The organism is Rhodococcus sp. P4_E4 (assembly GCF_056401575.1).
Genome location: NZ_JBFUJB010000001.1, coordinates 426651 through 445102 on the forward strand (window position 1 = coordinate 426651; position 18452 = coordinate 445102).

Here is an 18452-nt window from a genome sequence, read left to right on the forward strand (position 1 = left end):
TTGCGAATGGCTTCTCGGTAGGGTGAACGCGATCGGCACCGAGGAGATTCGATGAAGAAGATGTACGCGGGAGCGCGGCTGCGACGACTGCGGGAAGAACGAAACCTGTCACAGTCCGCACTGGCGAAGGCGCTCGAACTCTCCCCCAGTTATGTCAATCAACTAGAGAACGATCAACGACCGCTGACGGTCCCCGTCCTTCTCAAGCTCAACGCCGAGTTCGATCTCGACGTGCAATTCTTCGCTTCCGATTCCGACGCACGACTCGTTGCGGACGTTCATCACGCCTTGGCCGAAACCTCGGAATCCGGGGACGTATCGCTGGCAGAGGTGGACGAATTGGTGGCCCGAATGCCGGCGGTCGGACGCACCCTCGTGATGTTGCACCGCCGCCTTCACGCCTCAACAGAGCAATTGGACCAGTTCTCGACGCAATTGTCCGGCGAGGCAGCTTCTGACGTGTCGCTGGTGCCCATGCCTTACGAAGAAGTTCGGGACTTCTTCTACGACCGAAAGAACCACATCGCCGTTCTCGACGACGCTGCCGAGCGGATGTTCGTGGACAACGGGTTGTCCGTGGGAGCAGTGGATCTGCAGCTGGCACGACTGCTTCGCGATCAGCACGGCGTCACCGTGACGATCCGCACGGACGAACCAGACAAGCTCGGCCCCAAGCGCTTCTACGATCCGGAGAAGTCGATCCTGACCCTGGCGCGGCGTCTGTCGGCAGGCCAACGCGCATTCCAGATCGCGATGCAGTTGGCCTTCTTCACGCAGGCCGACGTGATCGATTCCCTTGTCGCCGAGGATGAATCATTGAGTGCCGAATCCGCAGCTCTCGCCCGCATCGGACTCGCGCATTACTTCGCCGGCGCGCTACTACTCCCGTACACCCAATTCCTGGAATCCGCTGAGGCCTTGCGATACGACATCGATCTGCTCAGCCTCAAGTTCGAGGTCGGCTTCGAGACCGTCTGCCACCGGTTGTCCACACTCCAACGGCACGGCCAGCGCGGCATTCCCTTCTTCTTCGTCAGAACCGATCGCGCCGGAAACATCTCGAAGCGTCAGTCCGCTACCGCTTTTCACTTCTCCAGAGTCGGCGGCAGTTGCCCGCTGTGGGTCATCCACGAGGCATTCGCGAGCCCAGGGCGCATCCTCACCCAGGTCGCGAAGATGCCCGACGGCCGGACATACCTCTGGGTGGCGCGCACTACCCACAGCGGCGGGCTCGGGTACCTCGCCCCCGAGCGGAACTTCGCCGTCGGACTCGGTTGCGACATCGGCTACGCCGATCGCATGGTCTACTCCCACGGAATTCAGACGGACGACCCCGCGACCATCGTGCCGATCGGCGCGGGGTGCAAAGTCTGTGACAGACCGGCGTGCTCTCAACGCGCCTTCCCCCAACTCGGCCGCTCGATCTCCGTCAGTCAGAACAGCAGCAGCCATCTGCCGTATCCGCAACAGTAGGGCGCAAACAATAGGGCGCAAACAATAGGGCGCACCGACTCCACCTGCGCTTCCCCGGAGCTACGGCGCCTTTCTGCTTCGATGGATGTCATGCAACCCGATACCGTGACCCCTCGTCGACTGGTTCTTCGCCGCCTTTCGGCCGTGGTTGGTGTGGCCGGAATCGTGACGGGTTTGGTTGCCTTGATCGCAACTCAGCTGGACGTCGATCACAACATCGTGATCGTTCTGGCGTCAGTGGCACCCTTGTTGATGATTGCTCCGCTGATCGGTGCCGTCGTCTCGGGTATCGGGCGTCAGTGGATCGTTTGTGCCGCATCCCTTGTCGTCCTTGCACTGTTCGGATGGTCTGTGAGCCCGCTGTACATCGGCGGAACTGGGGAGTCGACGTCTGCGAACGGTCCATCGATTCGGTTGATGCAGGCCAACTTGATGGTCGGTGCAGCGGATCCGGAGTCGCTTGTGGCGATGGTCCGCGAACGCAACGTCGACGTGGTGACGGTCCAGGAGTTGACGTACCAGGAAGCCGAGGCGCTCGAAGCCGCCGGGCTTGAAGAGGTTCTGAGCCACCAGTTCCTGATCCCCTACGCCGACGGCGGTGGCGGGGCCGGAATCTACAGTCGCTTTCCTCTCTCCAATCCACGTAGCCTCGACGGGTTCTCACCCGAAACGCTGTCCGCAGAGCTGAATGTCGGCTTGGCGCAGCCAGCCACATTGTTCGCCGTGCATCCGGCACCGGCATACATCTCGCCGGCTTCGGTGTGGGCGGCCGAGCAGCAGAAGCTTGGGTCTTACATGGACGAAGTCGCCGGGATGGACAATGTGATAGTCAGCGGCGATTTCAATGCGTCGTACTCGAACAAACAGTTCCGGAATCTCCTCAGCAACGGATACACCAGCGCCGCCGATCAATTGGGTTCCGGCCTGATCCCGACGTACCCGACCGACAAGTGGTATCCGGCGGTGGTCGGTATCGACCACATCATCACCAAAGGCGCCGTGGCGACATCCTTGGAACGGATCGAGATCGAGGGATCCGATCACCACGGCCTGATTGCCGACATCACGTTGTCTTGACTAAATCCTGGATTGAGCAAGCACCGGGGCATTGTTGTGCCCCGGTGCTCGCGTCTCGAGTTGTTTCACTTCAGGCTGCTGTCGGTGGGCTGTTCCCGCCGATCGGCTGTTGATACGGATCGATCGACATCGGTGGATAGAACACCGACTTCCGATCCGGGCCGATCTCCACCCGCCACTCCGTGTGGTGCATCGTCCGATGATGATGACCGCACAACAAGATCAGATTGTCGAGATCTGTTGGGCCACCATCATTCCAGTGAACAATATGATGGGCATCGCACCACCCCGACGGCGTCCCACACCCCGGAAACGCACACCCACCATCCCGGACCGCAAGAGCCCGCCGCTGCGGCACCGTCGCTGTTCTCGCTTCCTTACCGCAGTCGAGCGGAACACCATTCTCATCCAGGAGGATCCGGGTGACTGTGCAGTCGCAGGCGAGCATCCGGGCGGTGTCGATACTGATGGGGCCTACCCAATCGGTCCACGCGAATCCGAGTTCCTCCGTCGACGGCAGGAGGTCTTTCAGAACTTTAAGGTCCGTCATGTCTTTCGCGGACGCGGTGACCGTGATGTGCGGTTTCACTCCACCTTCGATCGGACCCAACCCCGCCCGCTCATACCGGCGCAACAATTCACAAAACCCGTCCGCCCGCCGTAATGCCGGCGTGCGGGCGTCCTTGACACCGTCCTTCTCCGGCGTCGGAGCAGACAGGCTCGACAGCAACGTGATCAACCGTGCCCCGTTCACCGCATCCAGATCACCCTTCACAGACACCCGCCCGTACAAGCCTTTCGAGGCGTAGAACTCGTTCCGCTCCGAATCTTCCCCGACCGGAACACCGTCCTCACGCTTGCCGTACTGCTTCTCGATTCGGCGGATCGCTGCCCGCACCGCATCACAATCCGCGATATTCTTCGACGCCAGGCCAAGCAGAATCCCCCGGGCCTTGTCCACATCCGCCAGGGTCATATTCTTCGGCGGATGCTGACAAAACGACGCCACCTGACGCGCCTTCAACGCATCCACATCACCCCGGTGAAACGCATCCGCGACAACAGGTTCGAGCATCAACAACCGCGCCAACCCGACCAGCAGACTGCACTCACCGATCTCCAGATTCGTCGAACCATGCAACCACTGCGCGATCACCCGAAACCCCTTCCCACCGAGAACCTCACGGGAAAACATCTCCACAATCAACAACACCAACCGCGACTGCAACTCGTGCCGGACACGCACCAGATCCAGAACCTCACACTTGAGGCCCTCACCATCCAGCTGCCACGCATCCCGACTGTCCATACCGAAAGTTTAATCGAACATACTTTCTATAACCAGAGACAAAACGGACAACTTCACGAGCGCCAAGAACTCGAGACTCGTTGAAATACAGCCTCTCTCGACTGCCACACGCTGCTACGTCGGCGTGACTATCGCAAAGTTCGGGTCAGGCTCGTCGAGGTGCCCCGCAAGTTCTGCGAGCTTCGCCGGGTCGCCGGCCACCGTGATACTGCCATTCGCAATCTCGGCGCCCAGGTCCGCACCACCGAGCAGCACACCGAGTAAGCCGAGACGACTCAAACTGAACGTCGCATCCACAGACCCAGCATCTGCAGACCCACCTTCCACGTCGAAATGGATCAGCACTCCGTTGCTCAGTTCCGTTCGGTGCACGATGTTTTCGTCGGTGATGTTCCAATCGATGACGATGTGGGAATTCGCTGCACTCACTCCGTCGACGCGGAGCGACACGGCGTCGAACACCTGCTTCACCGACAACGCTGCGGTGATATCAGGAGCTGCAGCAACTGTGGGCGTACCCACCGAACCGTTGCGCAGTTCGTATGCACCCGTGAGGTAGAAGTTTCGCCAGGTGCCGTTCTCGGCGCCGTACCCGAGTTGCTCGAAGGTATCGGCCTGCAGGGTCTTGGCCTCCGCGTTGTCCGGTTCAGCAAAGATGACGTAGTTCACCACCTGCGCGACCCACCGAAAGTCTCCGCGCTCGTACGATTCCCGAGCTTTTCGGAGCACCTCTGCCGATCCGCCCATGAACTCCACGTGACGCTTGGCCGATTCGACGGGTGGATGCTCCCACAGGTGCGCTGGGTTGCCGTCGAACCATCCCATGTAGCGCTGGTAGATGGCTTTGACGTTGTGACTGACGGAACCGTAGTACCCGTGTGTGTGCCACGCCTGCGCCAAGGCGGCTGGCAGTTCGATGGATTCGGCGATCTCTAGACCGGTCCACCCCTGATTGATTCGACGAAGTGTCTGATCGTGAAGGTACCCGTAGAGATCGCGCTGCAATGACATGAACTCGGTGAGCCGTTCGGTCCCCCACGTCGGCCAATGGTGGGATGCAAACACGACGTCGGATCGTGAGGCGTAGCGATTGATCGATTCGGTCAGGTACGCCGACCACACATGCGGATCTCGCACCAACGCTCCACGAAGTGTGAGCAGGTTGTGCAGATTATGAGTTGCGTTCTCCGCCATGCACAGTGCGCGAAAGTCCGGGAAGTAGAAGTTCATCTCGGACGGCGCCTCGGTGCCTGGGGTCATCTGGAACTCGATCCGAACGCCGTCGATCGTCTCTGTATGACCAGTCTTCGAGATCGACACCGTCGGTGAAATCAGCGTCGGTGTACCGGTGGAGGTGGTCTGGCCCAACCCTGCACCGACACCACCTCGAGGACCGCGAGGCAATGCCGCCCCGTACATGTATGCCGCGCGTCGAGCCATTGCCGTTCCCGCATAGACGTTTTCCTCGACGGCATGCTCCACGAATCCGGTTGGGGCATAGATCACGCATCGCCCGGCAGCGACGTCGTCTTCGGTGGTCACCCCCTTGACCCCACCGAAATGGTCGATATGCGAATGCGTGTAGATCACCGCGACAACCGGTCGATCACCACGATGCGCCCGATACAACGCGAGACCAGCGGCCGCGGTTTCCCGAGAAATCAGTGGATCGATGACGATGATCCCGCTCTCCCCCTCGATCAGGGTCATATTCGACAGATCGAGGCCGCGTATCTGATAGATCGAATCCGTCACCGCAAATAGCCCTTGCTTGGCCACCAACCTCGATTGACGCCACAAGCTCGGATTGACGGTCGGCGGGCACTCTTCATCCAGGAATGAGTACGAGTCGTTGTCCCACAGCACTTTTCCGTCGGGTCCGGTTACCACGCCGGGATCGAGCGCGCCGATGAACCCGCGCTCGGCATCGGTGAAATCGGTCTTGTCGGAGAACGGCAGGATCTCGGTGACTCGGGAGTTCGCCGCTTCGATTGCGGCCGATGCTGCGCGTGGGTCGATCATAGATCAGCCTTTCATGCTCAATTGTCCAGTGTGGTAAACCCGTTCAAGGCTTCAAGAACCAGCGGGCACTAGCTCAGCAACTGCGACTTTGCCGCGGCGAACTCCGCGTCGGTCAACACGCCGGTCTGATGAAGCTGACCCAGCTCCTGCAGCTTGGAGACCAGATCGTCCGCGCCAGAAGGGGGAACGGACTGCACGGGTGCGACCTGCGGCGGCGGCTGTTGCTGCTGGTACTCCTGCTGGTATTCCTGCTGCTGCTCGCTGGCCTTCCGTTGACTCCGTCGATCCATGGCGTTGGACGTCGCTTTTGCGGTTCCAGCCACTACCGCAGTGCGCGCCACCGTGCCGAGCAACCCCGGCCGCCCTCTGCGTCCACCTCGAAAAACCATGCCGAACTCCTTGGGTAATTGTCGCTACTGAAATGCTGCTTCGACCGCTGCGACGACTACCTCGCGCGGTACCTGAACGTGAAGGACTACATCGCCGCCGCCGCCGCGAACCGTCGACGCGAGCTCACGCGCCCACGTCTGCTCGTAGACGATGACTGCGGCGGACGTTCCTGGTTCGAGTGACTCACGGACCACGTCCAGATCCTCGTCACTGATCAATGCCTTGGCTTCGATGGACAGAATCGCCAGTCCGATCTCTGTGAGATCTTCGTCGACGTCGATCTGTGACACCTGTCCGTCGGCGTCCTTGGCGATGTACACGAGGTCGAGCAGGGTGACAAAACCTCGTTCCACCACGTTTTGCAGCGCGGCGACGGCTTCAGGATCCACAGTGGAACCTGGGAATGCCAGCACCACGAGCTCGACCGGTCCGATGTTCATTGCGTCGTTCATCCATCAAGCCTGGTGGCTCGGACGCTTGGGAACCTCACCCGCAGGGGATGAATTACCCGATGCGATCGAGTTATTTGTTGCGACGAATGACTTCGCGAATCGGCCGTACGTGTACGCCTTCTGCCGCGAGGGCTCGCCGGGCTTTGCCTCGAGTGACGAGCACACCGACGATACCGAGAACCCAGACCGGATATTGCACCATCCAGGCGACGCGGAATCCGTCGAACGTGTAGCCACCCATGTGTCCGAGGATTACGCCCATCACTTGAATCACGATGAGGGAAGCGAGGAATCCCCCGATGTTGACCATGCCTTGCGCGGTGCCCATCGCCGAACTCGGGTTGGACGTACGCGCGTAGTCGAAGCCGATCACCGAACCCGGCCCACCCACCGAGATGACGACCACCAGGATCGTCAACAACCAGAGCGGAGACGGTTCGCTTCGTGAAAGCACGATCGTCCACATGAGCGCGCTGGCCACCATGATGGTGAGAACCAACCACGATCGACGCATGGGATAGCGACCGGTGAGAATGCCGAGGATCGGGCCGGCCACGATTGCCGAGATGACCGACAGCGTCAGCAGCGAGCCGACCGTCGTGGAGTCGAGGCCTTGAGCCGATTTCAGGTACGGCACACCCCACAGCAGCGCGAACGTCGTGATCGAGAACTGAGTCCCCATGTGGCTGAAGAACCCGAGGCGGGTGCCGGGCCGCATCCACACCGTCTTGATCTGTCGCCCGATCTCCTTGGCACCGGCCGGCACGGCGACCACGTCGGCACCGGGAGGAGCGTCGCGGATGACACTCAACGCCAGTGCAAACGCCAACAGTCCGACAGCGGCAGCGCTGCCGTAGGCAAAAGTCCAGCCCGGTCCGGACAACAGCAACATGAACGGGAGCGCAGACATCACCTGGCCCAGCTGACCGAGGATGCCCGTGAACTGCGAGACCAACGGCACCTGCCGGGGCGGGAACCACTGCGGTACCAACCGCAACACCGAGATGAACGTGAGTGCATCCCCGGCACCGACGGCAATACGTGCACCGATCGCGACGGGCAGCGATTCGGTGAAGGCGAGAGCCAACTGCGCGGACATCATGATGAACGCACCGACTGCGATCATGATCCGCGAACCGTAGCGGTCAAGGAGAACTCCCGCCGGAATCTGCATACCGGCGTACACGACGATCTGCAGCACGACGAAGCTCGACAGAACGCTGGGCGAGATCGAGAACCGATCAGCAGCAGACAGACCCGAGACACCGAACGAAGTGCGGTGAAGCACGGCGATCACGTAGGCAAAAACACCGACACCCCAGACCAACCACACTTTTTTCATCGGGTCTGTATGTTACTCCTGTCTTTCGCAAGGCTCAGGACATGATTATTCGCGGCCCTGAGAGACCCAATTCAAATCAGCCGAACGGAAGCCTTCGGTGATCGCGGCGAGGGAGTCGAGGCGAGCGATCTGGTCTTCGCTCAGAACGATGTCCAACGCTCCGGCGTTTTCCGTGACTCGTGCAGCGAACCGCGTGCCGGGAATCGAAACGGAAGGCAACCCGTACTGACGGCCCTTGGCATCGAGCCATGCCAGGGAAACCTGTGCAGGCGTCGCGCCGAGCTCCTCACCGACGGCGCGGACCACGTCGAGAACCTTCTGATTAGCAGGGAGCGCGGAGTCCGAGAAGCGTGGGAAGCGTCGGCGCAGGTCGTTGTCACCGAGCGTCTCCGCGTCGAACGATCCCGCCAGGAAGCCTCGGCCCACAGGTGAGAAGGGCACGAATCCGACTCCGAGTTCCGCGGCGGTGGGTACTACCTTGTTCTCGACGTCCCGACTCCAGATGCTCCATTCGGACTGGATCGCCGCGATCGGATGCACCCCGTACGCACGACGCAGTTCATCGCCGGTCGCCTCGGAGAGGCCGATGTTGCGGACCTTGCCCGCCTTCACCTGCTCTGCGATCGCGCCGACGGTGTCTTCGATCGGAACGTTCGGGTCGACCCGGTGCAAGTAGTAGAGGTCGACATGATCGACGCCGAGTCGTCCCAGAGATTCGTCGAGTGCCTGCGGTACGTAGGCCGGGTCTCCGTTGATCCCGCGCTGACCGTTGGCGATGTTGCCGACCAGACCGAACTTCGTCGCCAACTGCACTTCGTCCCGGCGGTCTTTGAGAAGCTTTCCCACCGCACGCTCGCTCGAGCCCTCGCCGTACACGTTGGCGGTGTCGATGAACGTGATCCCGATGTCCACCGCATGGTGCAATGTGGCAAGCGCCTCGGCCGGATCCACCGGGCCGTAGACAGGGGCGACGGACATCGCGCCGTATCCCTGGGCGCTGACAGTGAGACCTTCGGCCAGAGTGACGGTGGGGACGGTCATGAAAACTCCTCGATTCGACTAAGCGACAACCTCGACAGTCTTCACCGAATCGAAGCCTCACGCACCGATTAACGTCACGCTGATCGGGTTACCCTCGAGTGATGGCATTCGATTGGCTCGAACTCGTGCTCACCGCCCACCGCGAATTCGGTTCACGACTCGCCGCAGTCGAGGACTGGAACGCACCCACGCCCGACTCCGACTGGCACGTCGAACACCTCGTCCGCCACGTCATCGAGGAGCAGCAGTGGGTACCGCCGCTCCTGGCCGGACTGACGGTCGGCGAGGCGACACCGGACATCGTTCCCGTCGGGAACGACCTGTGGACCGAATGGCAGAAGTACTCCGATGCCGCCATCAAAGCGTGGAAATCGACGGACCTCAGTGCCCACGTTCACCTCTCGTACGGCACAGTGAAGGTGGAACCCTATCTGCGCCAGCAGACCTCGGACGTCACGATCCACACCTGGGATCTCGCGCGAGCGGTCGGAGCAGACGAGCGACTCGATCCAGACCTCGTCGAGGCCGTCTGGTCCGACCTCGACGGGCAGCGCGACATGCTCGCCGAGAGCGGCCTGTTCTCCGCTCCCGTCGATCTTCCTGACGATGCGTCGTTGCAGGACAAGCTGATTGCCCTGACCGGCCGCGATCCTCGTTAGACGTTCAGCGTCACGCCCGTCGTGCGGGCGACGCCGTCCCAGCCGCCGGCAGGTGCACCGAGGCCGAGCAGAGCCGCAACCGTCGGCGCGACGTCGATCGTGCGAGCCTGCGTGTCGATCTTCCGTCCACCGTCGAGAGCGGGATGCCCGCCGCTGAGGAAGAACGGGATGGGCAGTGTCACGAAATGGCCGTGGTTGCCGGGAATCGGGTTGGACAGTGGAGTCGGATCACTGAACCGCCAGCCCTGAGCGCAAAACGCAACGACGTCACCGGCATTGGTGCCGAGATCGAATTCGGCGGGGAGGTGGCTGGATTCGACGCCGTCCACACCATCCACGATCTGCTGAATCCGGCTGACGGCTTCCGCCCGTTCGCCATCGGGTCCGACGAAGTAGATCAGGTCTGCGCCACCGTTCTGGGCGATTCGAATCTTGCCTGCCAGCAACGGGTCCGCGTTCAGCGGTCGATCGAGTCCGATGAGCCGCGCGGGCTCCGACCAGTCCATGGAGTGGTCGGCCAACACGATCAGAATGCTCCGATTCCAGCGACCCGTGTCATGAAGGAAGTCGACGAAGCGGCGAACCTGGTTGTCGGTGTTCTGAAGTGCGGCCGTGCGAGCGATCCGGATGGACGGACCGGACAGATCCAGGTGCCCAACCCGATCGACGTCACCGAGGTTGGTGAACGAGAGCCGCGGCGAGTTCCCGCCGACGATACGGATCAAGGCGTCGATCGTGAAGTTGTCCGGCGCGTGCTCCGTGCCGGGAACGAGCGGCTGGGGATCCCACACCAGTGAGGCGCGGTCACCGAACAGCCCGTGGAGGTAGTGCTTCGACAGCACACTCGCAGTGGTCAATCCGAGTTCGGTGCGCACCCGATCAAGAACCGTCGATGCCTGCAGGTCGGAAGGCCGATCGAGGTCACGCTTCTTGTCGATGGACGGATCGTAGACGGAGTTTGCAGGCACTCCCGAACGCGCCGGCAGCACTCCCGTCATCATCGCCGTGTGATTCGGCAGCGTCTCCGCGATCGTGATGGCGCTGGCGTCCGGGTAGTGAATACCGCCGGCCGCAAGCCCGGTCAGCGTCGGGGTGAGCTCCGATCGCAGCTCGTCCGGACGCATGCCGTCGACGACGATGACATGCACGTCCAGGTCTGGGATGCCTGCGCTGGTGGGAACGCTCGCGCGAGCGGGCGTTCCGAGCAATGCCGTTCCGGCGACAACACTTCCACCGATCAGAACGCTACGACGCGAAACTTCGATACTCACTGGTCGACTCCTGGTCGGTACGAGGCCTGATCGAGGGCGGCCGAAGTGGGCGAGACTCTACTGCCCGCGCCTGCCGGTAGACGGTAGCTCACGGCGTAGTGCGCATTGCTCTGTGGATTGGTGAGATCGTCGACGTAGTACCAATCCATCTGAGTACCTTCGCGGGCGATTTCGAATACGCCGAAGCCGTGCGAATCCAGTTCGACGTACCGCACATGTCGGTTCACTGCCTTGAATGCTTCTTCTGCCGCAACGGTTACCGTTCGCGGCGGCACTTTCAGCATGTCGTCGATGTTGGGCGACGTCACCGACGGGACGACGAACTCAGCGCCGACAGTCGGCCCGCCTGGGTAATTCGCGGCATTGGTCGGTAGGTCGCAAGCCCACGACGTGTGGATGTCACCGGTGATGAAGACGGTGTTGTCCACACCGTTCGAGGTGATCGCATCGAAAAGCCTGGTGCGGTCGGCGGTGTACCCGTCCCACTGATCCGTGTTGTACGGGACACCGGCCTGCGGCACTCCCACCAGTTCGGTCAACGCCGCGGTGGTCGCCGGTTCCAGCGGCGGGAACACGCAGGGCGTGATCATGACCGGATTGCCGACGATCTTCCACTGCGTCGGGGAGGTGACGATTCCGCTGGTCAACCAATCCATCTGTGCGCGTCCGGTAATGGTGCGTGACGGATCGTCGACCTGCTTCATCGTCGGCTGCTCGTCGCGGTAGGTACGCAGGTCGAGCATCGAGATCTCGGCCAGATTCCCGAAGCGGAACCGTCGATACAGCTGAACGCTCGAACCACTACCCGACGGGCGGACAGGCATCCACTCGAAATATGCCTTGGCCGAGTTCGCCTTTCGATCTGCCCAATCGCCTTCGATACCGGGAGTGTGATTTTCGGCGCCGTCCCGGTACGCGTTGTCGGCCGATTCGTGATCGTCCCACGTAGTGATGAACGGGAGTTTCAGGTGAAGAGCAGCCAGATCCGGGTCGGTCTTGTACTGCGCGTGCCGAATTCGGTAGTCGGCCAGCGAAATGATCTCGTGGGCCGGCTCGTGAAGGCGAACGGATCCGTTCCGCGCGCCGTACTCCCCCTGCCCGTACTCGTAGATGTAGTCACCGAGATGAATGATCGCGTCGAGGTCTTCGCGGAATGCGAGGTGGCGATAAGCACCGAAATATCCTGCTTCCCAGTTGGAGCAGGACACGACGCCGAAGCGGAGACGATCGAGATCTGCCGAGTTCGAGGGGGCCGTGCGGGTGCGTCCCACCGGAGAAACAGCCGAACCCGCAGTGAATCGGTACCAGTACGTCGTCGACGAATCGAGTCCGGTGACGTCGACCTTCGCGGTGTGATCGGATTCTGCCGAAGCAGCAACACTTCCCGACGCCACAACGCTCGCGAACCCCTCATCGGTCGCGACCTGCCAGTTGAGCGTCACCGCCGCCCCGACGCCCGAACCTGGCGTTGCGTCTGCCGTTGGGGTGATGCGGGTCCAGATGATCACGGCATCCGGCAACGGGTCACCGGATGCCACGCCGTGCGCGAATCCCGGGCTGCCACCCGGAACCTCGGCACCGGCGTGGCTCGCCGAAGCGACACCGAGACCTACTGCGCCGGCGAGAGCCGCCGATCCCTGCAGTAGGCCACGTCTGGATATTCGATCGAAGGCATTCGTGTGCACGCTAGGAGTGAACCCGCACCTGAACGGCCGTTCAAGAGAGCTTCGGGATGTTCACCCAGGCTTCGCCTGCGATTCTCTGAAAGTTTGACCGAGTCGATCCCGATCACAACCGGTAGTCGAGGGCCGAGCCTCGAACCACACCGACCTTGACTCCGATGTAACCGCCGAGTGCACCCCCGGCCGCGATCAGGATCCAGAACGCCGGCGGAATCAGAGCCTCGGACCCGTCGATCTCGGAGAACGCGGAATAGCCGGCGATCAACGCACCGAACAGCACAGGCAGTATCAGCAGTGCGGCAAAGAAAGTCACCCACACCGATACGAAGCGGCCCTTCCACCGGGCAATCTCGTGCAGAACCGTCAGAACAACCAGGAAGACACCACTACCGGTCAAGACGGCCGCCAGAACTGCAAACCCGAAAGCTGAAATCAGTTCCGACTCCACCTGAATCCCCCTGTACGTCAATCACCTGCACACTCAGCCCCGACTGCGATGCGACGAGTCTATTCACGACGGACGACGTCTGTTGGCAACTCGAGTCGCTCGTCTGCCGGAAAGACATCCTGCTGACGCCTATGCTTGGAAAATGACCGAACCCGACATCAAGCCCAGAAGTCGTGACGTCACCGACGGACTCGAAAAGACCGCAGCGCGCGGCATGTTGCGTGCAGTAGGAATGGGTGACGACGACTGGGTCAAGTCGCAGATCGGCGTCGCCTCGTCATGGAACGAGATCACGCCGTGCAACCTGTCCCTCGATCGCCTGGCCAAGGCCGTCAAGGAAGGTGTCCGGGAGGCCGGTGGATTCCCCCTCGAATTCGGCACCATCTCCGTTTCCGACGGCATTTCGATGGGTCACGAGGGCATGCACTTCTCCCTCGTCTCTCGTGAAGTGATCGCGGACAGCGTCGAGACCGTCATGCAGGCCGAGCGTCTCGACGGATCGGTTCTTCTCGCCGGCTGCGACAAGTCGTTGCCCGGCATGATGATGGCGGCGGCCCGCCTCGACCTCGCCAGCGTGTTCCTGTACGCCGGCTCCACCCTCCCCGGCGTCGCCAAACTTTCCGACGGCAGCGAGCGGGAAGTCACCGTCATCGACGCGTTCGAGGCCGTGGGCGCCTGCTCGCGCGGACTGATGAGCCGCGCCGACGTCGACACCATCGAACGGGCGATCTGCCCGGGCGAAGGCGCGTGCGGCGGCATGTACACCGCAAACACGATGGCCAGCGCCGCCGAGGCCATGGGAATGTCGCTGCCCGGCAGCGCTTCACCGCCCGCACCGGACCGTCGCCGCGACGGATTCGCCCGCGAGAGCGGCAAAGCCGTTGTCGAACTCCTTCGTCGGGGCATCACCGCCAGGGACATCCTCACCAAAGAGGCGTTCGAGAACGCCATCGCAGTAGTCATGGCGTTCGGCGGATCCACCAATGCGGTGCTCCATCTCCTCGCGATCGCGCACGAAGCGTACGTTCCGCTGACGCTCGACGATTTCGCTCGCGTCGGCGCGAAGGTCCCGCACCTCGCCGACGTCAAGCCCTTCGGAAAGCACGTCATGACGGACGTCGACCGTATCGGCGGCGTCCCCGTCATCATGAAGGCATTGCTCGACGCGGGACTCATGCACGGAGATTGCCTGACCGTCACCGGCAAGACTGTTGCGGAGAACCTGGCGCACATCACCCCGCCCGATCCGGACGGCAAGGTCCTGCGGGCGATGAACAAGCCCATTCACCCGACCGGAGGCATCACGATCCTGAAGGGCTCGCTAGCTCCCGGCGGCGCGGTGGTCAAGTCGGCAGGATTCGAGTCTGATGTATTCGTCGGCACTGCACGGGTTTTCGAACGTGAACGCGCCGCAATGGACGCGCTCGAAGACGGAACCATCACTGGTGGCGACGTCGTCGTCATCCGCTACGAGGGCCCGAAGGGTGGTCCCGGAATGCGCGAGATGCTGGCCATCACGGGCGCGATCAAGGGTGCGGGTCTCGGCAAGGACGTCCTGCTGTTGACGGACGGACGATTCTCGGGCGGCACCACCGGCCTGTGTGTCGGACACGTTGCGCCCGAGGCCGTCGACGGCGGTCCCATCGCGTTCGTTCGCGACGGCGACCAGATCCGGCTCGACGTGGGTACCGGACAACTCGAATTGTTGGTCGACGACTCCGAATTGGAAGCCCGCAAGAAGGGCTGGGAGCCGTTGCCGCCTCGCTACACACGCGGTGTGTTGGCCAAGTACTCCAAGCTCGTGGGATCAGCCTCGGGTGGAGCAGTGTGCGGCTGATCCCAGCTCGCTGCTAGATGGGCCGGTACCCGGCGCCGACGCCTCCGTGGGCATTGATCGTGTCCACGATGGAGGTCATGTTGGTGCCGAGTTCCGGCCCCAGGCACGGCACCCAGAGGTAGGCGTTGACCATCGCGACCAGCGTCGTCCCGACCGTGACCGGGGCTCCGGAATCACCGTGGTCGACGCAGATCTGAGTCCAGGTGGATGCGTCGGCGCTCAGGTCTCCCCAGACGACGCCGCAGGTCGTGCCCGTCGTACGGCCTTCCTTACAGGCTGTAGCCGGGAAGCTGGCCGGAGCGCCGATCGAGGTGATGGTTGCCGCGCCCACCGTTCGAACTGGCGTGACCTTGCCCGGATCGAACTGGATGACCCCGTAGTCCAGGTCCGGGTTCGACTCGACGAACGTGCCGACCACGCCTGCGTCCTCGTTGCTTTCCGGGATCACGAACGATCCAGGACCACCGCAGTGACCTGCGGTGATACCCACGAGTCTGCCGCCGTTGTCGTGCCCGATAGTGGTCAACGTGCAGACCAGCTGATTGTCGATGATGATGCCCGAACCACCACCCATGGGCGTGGGTGCAGCAACAGCGTTGCTGCTGACGATGAACCCGAGTCCGAGTGCCAAGACCAACGCTGCCAGAGCCGAAACAATTCGCTGCAACATCACAATCTCTCCGCCGGTAATCTCCCCGCTGCAAAAAACGCATACCCCGGAAAGTGCGGACCTACGCAGCGTTTCTAGTCGGTAGCTCCGAGCGCTTCGAGCATCTTGCGTGCCTCCTCGAGCTGACGACTCAACTCGTCGACTCGCGCTGCAGCCATGTCCCGTGCAGCGACGATGATGGACTCGACAGCCTCGATTGCGGTGGGCTCACCCAACTCGCGGACAGCTCGCTCGACCGCATCGGGTGCGACCGGAACTGCTTTGCCCGGACGCTTGGCGCCCTGTGTGACCGTCACGCTCCAGTCGTTGTCCGCGCCCGCATGGATGGTGACGCTGATTCCGGCCGGCAGTTTCTTCGCACGCTTGACGGCCGGACGAGGTGTCGCGGCAGGGGCAGCAGTGGTAGTCGGTACCGGAGCGGGTGCAGGCTGCGCACGCGGCTTCGGTCGAACAGGCTCTACGAGTGGCTCCATCAGGGGCTCGGACTCCACAACTGGTTTGGGCCGTGGSGCCGGKTTGGCCGGCGCCGCGGAGACGCGGTTGATGCGCAATTCCTCTGCCTCGAAAGGCAATTCGTCGTTCACGCCCTTGGGGCGGATCATCACGGTGTTGCCGTCCACCGACACGACTTTCGCCGAGGTACCGGCTTCGATCCCCAGGCTGGGAGTCGCCTCGCGCAGATAGACGGTGGCGCGCTTGCCTTCGGCGACAGCCGTGGCGAGCGCTGCCAGATTGTCCGCAGTGAGGTGATCCGGCGTTGATGCGGCAGCGCCGGAACGTCTACGGGGTGGCATGCGCAGGTCCTTTCAGAAGTATCTCGTGCATTTCAGTATCGACAGTGCTTTTCTCGGGGCAACTCTTGCACAAGCCACCGACGTGTTGACTCTCACCGCCCGCCTGAGCCCGAGGATCCGTAGGCGGTTCGGCCAATTCAGTACTGTTCTCGGGGCACCGCGTGGAAGATGGTGGACAGAAATTCGTTGCGGCAAGAAGGAGCACGGTGAGCAGTTCGGAGTCAGAGTGGATCGACGAGGTCACCGAACCCGCCCCTGCTGAATCTAACGCTGCTGAATCTCACGCTGCTGAGCCGATCGACGTCGATGCTCATCTGCTCAGCCGGATTCAAGCCGACATCGAGGAGTCCCTCCTCGGCGGACCGCGCTGCTTCACACAGTCGCAGATCGCGGATTTCGCCGGGGTGACACGCGAGCGCGCCGATCGTCTGTGGGTGGCGATGGGCTTTGCCGTCGACGAGGATCCCGACGCGGTCATGTTCACGCAGCAAGACGCCGACGCCCTCAAGACCATCACCGACATGGTCAATCGAGGCGTCATCTCGCAGAACAGTGAGGTGGCAGCTGCCCGTTCTCTCGGACAGTCGATGTCGAGGTTGGCGGAGTGGCAGGTATCGCTGATCAGCACACACATCATCGATCAGCTTGCGGACTCGGTGGATCACGAACCCGACGCCATCAGAAATGTCGTCCTGAGCCTCGGCGCCGAGATCATTCCCGCTGTCGAATCTCTGCAGACGTACGTATGGAAGCGTCACGTCGCGTCGTCGACGGGCCGCAACGTGGGAAACCCGGGCGAAGAAGTCGCGAGTCGCGTTCTGGTCGTGGGTTTCGCCGACATCGTCGGGTACACCTCGCTGACTCGCGGCCTCGACTCCGCCGAACTCAACGATCTGCTCGAGCGGTTCGAGTCCGCGTCCACCGAAATCATCGGACGCAACTACGGCTGGGTGGTCAAGACCGTCGGTGACGAGGTCATGTTTGCCGCCGAGAGCCCCCACCACGCCGCCGAGATCGCCTTGCAGATCCAGCAGGCGGTCCTCGCCGATCACGACGATCCACAGCTTCGGGTAGGTCTGGCCATGGGTCCGACGTTGGTTCGCTTCGGAGATCTCTACGGTTCGGTGGTCAACAAGGCCGCGCGCCTGACCAGCTCCGCTCGCCCCGGCACCGTGCTGATCGACTCCGAGCTGGCCACCCAGCTCGGCTCGGACGCCAATTTCAAACTGCGACACCTTCGTCCGCGACGAGTGCGCGGCATCGACCGCCTCGAGCAGTACGTGCTACGACGCAATCTGGAGCCGTGAGCTGTCAGCTCGACACTCCGCGTGCAGCCAGAAAATCGTCCACGATCTGCTCACACGCGGCCTCCCCGAGAGGCGTCAGCGTGGCCAGCTTGGTGAGCACCAAAGGTCCGACCAACTGAGCAAGTGCGACGTCGTAGTCGTACTCCCCCAACGCTTCGATCGCATCCGGCGAGCGCAGGATCCGATCGAACGCGTGACGGTACTGCTCGAAGACCGTCTGGCGCAACGATCGCAATTCGGGCTTGTCCGTCGACAGGGCGTCGACGCTCGAGTAACCCTTCAGCTCCGGCCCCAAGCCGAGCCAGCACATGGCCGTCACCTGGATCGGTGCGCTTTCGATGGCCTTGCCCTGACTGGTCAACAACTCGAGCAATTGCGCGCGGAGGTCACCTTCCCCGGACATCTCGGGCACCGGCGGTAAGAGGCGAGCAAATGCCGCGGCGAGTAACTCCGTGCCGCTGTCGAAATGCCGATACAACGTCGCACGTGCGACGTTGGCCAATTTGGTGACGGCATCGATCGTCACCGCGTCCACGCCGCCTTCTGCCAGCAGCTTGGTCGCCGCGTCGAGCAACCTGGACCTGGAACGCTGTTTACGCGGATCCTCGTCGCTGACCTGCTTGTCGATTTCCTGCTTGTCGATTCCCGCCGTCACAACCTCAGTTATACCCACTTGGG

17 protein-coding genes are annotated in these 18452 nt (G+C 62.2%); 5 read left to right on the forward strand and 12 right to left on the reverse strand.

Going from position 1 to position 18452, the window contains the following annotated elements:
- Positions 1 to 51: 51 nt before the first annotated feature.
- Positions 52 to 1473, forward strand: a complete 1422-nt coding sequence (locus AC1DVN_RS02075; protein ID WP_477993267.1) for a short-chain fatty acyl-CoA regulator family protein — start codon at positions 52 to 54, stop codon at positions 1471 to 1473.
- Between the two features lie 81 nt (positions 1474 to 1554).
- A complete protein-coding gene (locus tag AC1DVN_RS02080; protein ID WP_051296084.1) occupies positions 1555 to 2550 on the forward strand; it encodes an endonuclease/exonuclease/phosphatase family protein in 996 nt (331 codons plus the stop codon).
- Between the two features lie 70 nt (positions 2551 to 2620).
- On the opposite strand, the gene AC1DVN_RS02085 is transcribed toward AC1DVN_RS02080, so the two are convergent.
- The 6 genes from AC1DVN_RS02085 to AC1DVN_RS02110 all read right to left on the reverse strand — a co-directional run bounded on the left by AC1DVN_RS02085 (position 2621) and on the right by AC1DVN_RS02110 (position 9106).
- Entirely contained in the window at positions 2621 to 3859 is a 1239-nt protein-coding gene (locus AC1DVN_RS02085) for an HNH endonuclease signature motif containing protein (RefSeq protein ID WP_477993270.1), read from the reverse strand.
- A 114-nt stretch (positions 3860 to 3973) separates the two neighbouring features.
- Positions 3974 to 5881: an alkyl/aryl-sulfatase gene (locus AC1DVN_RS02090; RefSeq protein ID WP_477993272.1), complete on the reverse strand. Its 1908-nt coding sequence runs from the start codon at positions 5879 to 5881 to the stop codon at positions 3974 to 3976.
- A gap of 68 nt (positions 5882 to 5949) precedes the next feature.
- Complete coding sequence (locus AC1DVN_RS02095) at positions 5950 to 6270, reverse strand: SHOCT domain-containing protein (RefSeq protein WP_021332003.1); 321 nt, start codon at positions 6268 to 6270, stop codon at positions 5950 to 5952.
- Positions 6271 to 6294: 24 nt separating this feature from the next.
- Positions 6295 to 6723, reverse strand: coding sequence for a DUF6325 family protein (locus tag AC1DVN_RS02100; RefSeq protein WP_019745274.1), 429 nt, complete (start codon positions 6721 to 6723; stop codon positions 6295 to 6297).
- A 70-nt stretch (positions 6724 to 6793) separates the two neighbouring features.
- Positions 6794 to 8065: an MFS transporter gene (locus AC1DVN_RS02105; RefSeq protein WP_019745275.1), complete on the reverse strand. Its 1272-nt coding sequence runs from the start codon at positions 8063 to 8065 to the stop codon at positions 6794 to 6796.
- Between the two features lie 45 nt (positions 8066 to 8110).
- Positions 8111 to 9106, reverse strand: coding sequence for an aldo/keto reductase (locus tag AC1DVN_RS02110; RefSeq protein ID WP_069145608.1), 996 nt, complete (start codon positions 9104 to 9106; stop codon positions 8111 to 8113).
- Between the two features lie 101 nt (positions 9107 to 9207).
- Between AC1DVN_RS02110 and AC1DVN_RS02115 the strand changes: the two genes are divergently transcribed.
- Entirely contained in the window at positions 9208 to 9765 is a 558-nt protein-coding gene (locus AC1DVN_RS02115; protein ID WP_477993275.1) for a TIGR03086 family metal-binding protein, read from the forward strand.
- On the opposite strand, the gene AC1DVN_RS02120 is transcribed toward AC1DVN_RS02115, so the two are convergent.
- From AC1DVN_RS02120 to AC1DVN_RS02130, 3 genes are all read right to left on the reverse strand, one after another.
- The gene (locus AC1DVN_RS02120; protein WP_029256241.1) at positions 9762 to 11036 is read right to left on the reverse strand and encodes an alkaline phosphatase family protein; all 1275 of its coding nucleotides are present in this window, start codon (positions 11034 to 11036) and stop codon (positions 9762 to 9764) included. The genes AC1DVN_RS02115 and AC1DVN_RS02120 overlap by 4 nt on opposite strands.
- Positions 11033 to 12721, reverse strand: coding sequence for an alkaline phosphatase D family protein (locus AC1DVN_RS02125; RefSeq protein ID WP_020970775.1), 1689 nt, complete (start codon positions 12719 to 12721; stop codon positions 11033 to 11035). The genes AC1DVN_RS02120 and AC1DVN_RS02125 overlap by 4 nt, the downstream gene beginning before the upstream one ends.
- Positions 12722 to 12824: 103 nt before the next feature.
- Positions 12825 to 13166: a hypothetical protein gene (locus AC1DVN_RS02130; protein WP_019745280.1), complete on the reverse strand. Its 342-nt coding sequence runs from the start codon at positions 13164 to 13166 to the stop codon at positions 12825 to 12827.
- A 142-nt stretch (positions 13167 to 13308) separates the two neighbouring features.
- On the opposite strand from AC1DVN_RS02130, the gene ilvD reads away from it, so the two are divergent.
- The gene (gene ilvD, locus AC1DVN_RS02135) at positions 13309 to 15003 is read left to right on the forward strand and encodes a dihydroxy-acid dehydratase (RefSeq protein ID WP_003940201.1); all 1695 of its coding nucleotides are present in this window, start codon (positions 13309 to 13311) and stop codon (positions 15001 to 15003) included.
- A 13-nt stretch (positions 15004 to 15016) separates the two neighbouring features.
- Here the strand turns inward: ilvD and AC1DVN_RS02140 are convergent, their stop codons facing one another.
- Both AC1DVN_RS02140 and AC1DVN_RS02145 read right to left on the reverse strand, forming a co-directional pair.
- The gene (locus AC1DVN_RS02140) at positions 15017 to 15673 is read right to left on the reverse strand and encodes a S1 family peptidase (RefSeq protein WP_007732621.1); all 657 of its coding nucleotides are present in this window, start codon (positions 15671 to 15673) and stop codon (positions 15017 to 15019) included.
- 74 nt (positions 15674 to 15747) lie between these two features.
- Positions 15748 to 16467: a DUF6319 family protein gene (locus AC1DVN_RS02145; protein ID WP_477993278.1), complete on the reverse strand. Its 720-nt coding sequence runs from the start codon at positions 16465 to 16467 to the stop codon at positions 15748 to 15750.
- Positions 16468 to 16673: 206 nt separating this feature from the next.
- Between AC1DVN_RS02145 and AC1DVN_RS02150 the strand changes: the two genes are divergently transcribed.
- Positions 16674 to 17774: an adenylate/guanylate cyclase domain-containing protein gene (locus AC1DVN_RS02150; protein WP_020970778.1), complete on the forward strand. Its 1101-nt coding sequence runs from the start codon at positions 16674 to 16676 to the stop codon at positions 17772 to 17774.
- 4 nt (positions 17775 to 17778) lie between these two features.
- On the opposite strand, the gene AC1DVN_RS02155 is transcribed toward AC1DVN_RS02150, so the two are convergent.
- Entirely contained in the window at positions 17779 to 18429 is a 651-nt protein-coding gene (locus AC1DVN_RS02155) for a TetR/AcrR family transcriptional regulator (protein WP_477993280.1), read from the reverse strand.
- Positions 18430 to 18452: the final 23 nt, after the last annotated feature.